This is a genomic window from Kitasatospora sp. NPDC059722, assembly GCF_042733235.1.
Lineage (GTDB): Bacteria > Actinomycetota > Actinomycetes > Streptomycetales > Streptomycetaceae > Kitasatospora.
Genome location: NZ_JBHWGD010000032.1, coordinates 89,703 through 92,640 on the forward strand (window position 1 = coordinate 89,703; position 2,938 = coordinate 92,640).

Annotated in this window: 2 protein-coding genes; both read left to right on the forward strand. The window is 73.3% G+C overall.

Going from position 1 to position 2,938, the window contains the following annotated elements:
* Positions 1–116 precede the first annotated feature (116 nt).
* Positions 117–962: a hypothetical protein gene (locus tag ACFV4F_RS21500; protein ID WP_380504567.1), complete on the forward strand. Its 846-nt coding sequence runs from the start codon at positions 117–119 to the stop codon at positions 960–962.
* A 252-nt stretch (positions 963–1,214) separates the two neighbouring features.
* Complete coding sequence (locus tag ACFV4F_RS21505; protein ID WP_380504570.1) at positions 1,215–2,738, forward strand: CoA-acylating methylmalonate-semialdehyde dehydrogenase; 1,524 nt, start codon at positions 1,215–1,217, stop codon at positions 2,736–2,738.
* Positions 2,739–2,938 lie beyond the last annotated feature (200 nt).

A 2,938-nucleotide genomic window follows, 5' to 3' on the forward strand; every position in this document is an offset into this window, starting at 1 on the left:
TTGCCGGCCCGCCCGTGGGCGGGCGGGGCCCACAGCGAGTGGTGACGGGTGCGGCCCGCCCCCCCGCCCCCGCGGGGGGGGGCGCGGGGGAGGGGTGGTCGCGGCAGACTGGAGGCGTGACCACCGCCCCGGACGCGCTCGACCCCGTCCTCCGACCGGGCCCGGCCCAGCTGCGGCTCGCCGAACTGGCCGCGCCCCTGTGCGACCGGTACGGGCTCGCGCTGGCCGGCGGCCACGCGCTGCGCGCCCACGGCGTGGCGGCCTGCGACCAGGACGGGCTCACCCTGGTGGCCGGCGGCGCGGAGCGGGGCGACGCCGGGCTGCCGGAGGTGGCCGCCGTGCTCGCCGTCGCCTACCGCGCGGCGGGCGGCGAGGCCACCGAGCGGCCCGGCACGCCGCGGCTCGAACAGCTCGCCGTCCGGCTCGGGCTCGGCGGGCGGACCCACTCGGTCGAGCTGCGCAAGGAGCCGCTCGCGCACCGGGCGGTGCGGCTCGTGCTCGGGCCCGGCGCGGCGGGGGAGTCCGGCGCGTCCGCGGAGCTGCCGGCGCCGGTGGTCCTGCCGGTCGTGGCTCTGGAGGACGCGGCGGCGCTGACCACCGCGCTGCTCGTCGACCGGGGCATGCCGCGCGACCTGATCGACGTCCACGCGCTCACCGCCAACTACCGGACCGGTGAACTCGTGGCGCTGGCAAGCGCGTTGGACAACGACTTCCAGCCGACGGCGCTCGCCGAGCGGCTGGAGACGCTGGCCGAGGCGGCGGACGGCCGGTTCCGCGCCCGGGGCTTCGCCGCGGACGCGGTGGCCGGGCTGAAGCGGTGGGCGCTGGAGTGGGCGCAGGACCTGCGGCTGGACCTGCTGGAGACGCAGGAGGCGGCGGACGGGCTGCACGACCCGTACCTGGAGGACCCGGAGCTGGTCGACACGGCGGATCTGGACGACCTGCCCGACGACGAGGGCTGAGCGGCCCGGCACACCGGCCCCCCGTCCGGTGCGCCGGGCCGGGTTCCCCCGTCCGGCCGAGCGACCGGACGACCTGTAAGGCTGAATCCCGGATCCCCGTCAGCCTGTTCGTTGAGGCCGGGCCCGGTGGCGACCAGACTGGGTGACGAGCGCGGTAGCCCCGTGATTCCCGTCGCCCGGCCCACTCGCGGGCGGCGCCAGACAAGGGACCGGCGGCAGGATGCCGCCCGGGACTTCGGAGGCAGACGGACCTTGAGCAAGCACATCACCCACTGGATCGGCGGCGAGCCCGTCGCCACCGCCGGCGCGGCCCCCCGCCGCGGCGACCTCTTCGACCCGGCCACCGGCCAGGTCACCGGCCAGGTCGACTTCGCCGGGATCGCCGAGGTCGACCAGGCCGTGGCCGCCGCGGCCTCGGCCTTCGCCGACTGGCGCACCGCCTCGATCGCCAAGCGCACCACGGTGCTCTTCGCCTTCCGCGAGCTGCTCAACGCCCGCCGCGACGAGCTGGCCCGGATCATCGTGTCCGAGCACGGCAAGGTCCACTCCGACGCGCTCGGCGAGATCGCCCGCGGCCTGGAGGTCGTCGAGTACGCGTGCGGCATCCCGCAGCTGCTCAAGGGCGGCTACACGGAGCAGGCGTCCACCGGCATCGACGTCTACTCGATCCGCCAGCCGCTCGGCCCGGTCGCGATCATCTCGCCGTTCAACTTCCCGGCCATGGTGCCGATGTGGTTCTTCCCGCTCGCCATCGCGGCCGGCAACACCGTGGTGGTGAAGCCCTCCGAGAAGGACCCGTCCGCCGCGAACTTCCTCGCCGGGCTGTGGAAGGAGGCCGGGCTGCCGGACGGTGTCTTCAACGTCGTGCACGGCGACAAGGTGGCCGTCGACCGCCTGCTGGAGCACCCGGACGTCAAGTCCGTCAGCTTCGTCGGCTCCACCCCCATCGCCCGCTACGTCTACGAGACCGGCACCCGCTACGGCAAGCGCGTGCAGGCCCTCGGCGGCGCCAAGAACCACATGCTGGTGCTGCCGGACGCCGACCTCGACCTCGCCGCCGACGCGGCCGTCAACGCGGGCTTCGGCGCGGCCGGCGAGCGCTGCATGGCCGTGTCCGTGCTGGTCGCGGTCGACCCGGTCGGCGACGAGCTGGTCGACAAGATCAAGCAGCGGATGGCCGGGCTGAAGGTCGGCCCCGGCTGCAACGGCGACTCCGAGATGGGCCCGCTGGTCACCGGCGTCCACCGGGACAAGGTCACCTCCTACGTCGAGTCCGGCCTGGCCGACGGCGCCGAGCTCACCGTGGACGGCCGGAAGCACCCGATCACCGCCGAGGACGAGAACGGCGCCCCGACGGCGGACGGCTTCTGGCTCGGCCCCACGCTGTTCGACCGCGTGCAGCCCGGCATGTCCGTCTACAACGACGAGATCTTCGGCCCGATCCTCTCCGTCGTCCGCGTCTCCTCCTACGAGGAGGGCGTCGCCCTGATCAACGCCAACCCCTACGGCAACGGCACTGCCATCTTCACCAACGACGGCGGCGCGGCCCGGCGCTTCCAGTACGAGGTCGAGGTCGGCATGGTCGGGATCAACGTGCCGATCCCGGTCCCGGTCGCCTACTACTCCTTCGGCGGCTGGAAGGCCTCCCTGTTCGGCGACACCCACGCGTACGGCGCGGACGGTCCCGGGGCGGCCAATCCTCTGAAACACCACTTCCCGGTCCGGGCTGGGTCGCGTCTTGTCGCGGCTCGGTGCGTATTCCGCGTGCGCGTTTAATTGGATTGCGGTCGGACTTCGGCTGGATTCGCTTTTCGGAGCGGGGATCGGCTAGAGTTTGAAACGTCGGACGGGACGTCAAGTCCCGGAAGACACCGGCGAGTTGGATGACGAAGCCCCGGAAAACGGAGCGGAAAACATCTGATAAGCTGGAAACACGAAAGAACGAAGCGCCCGGAGGGCCCGCTGGAAGGCGGCTC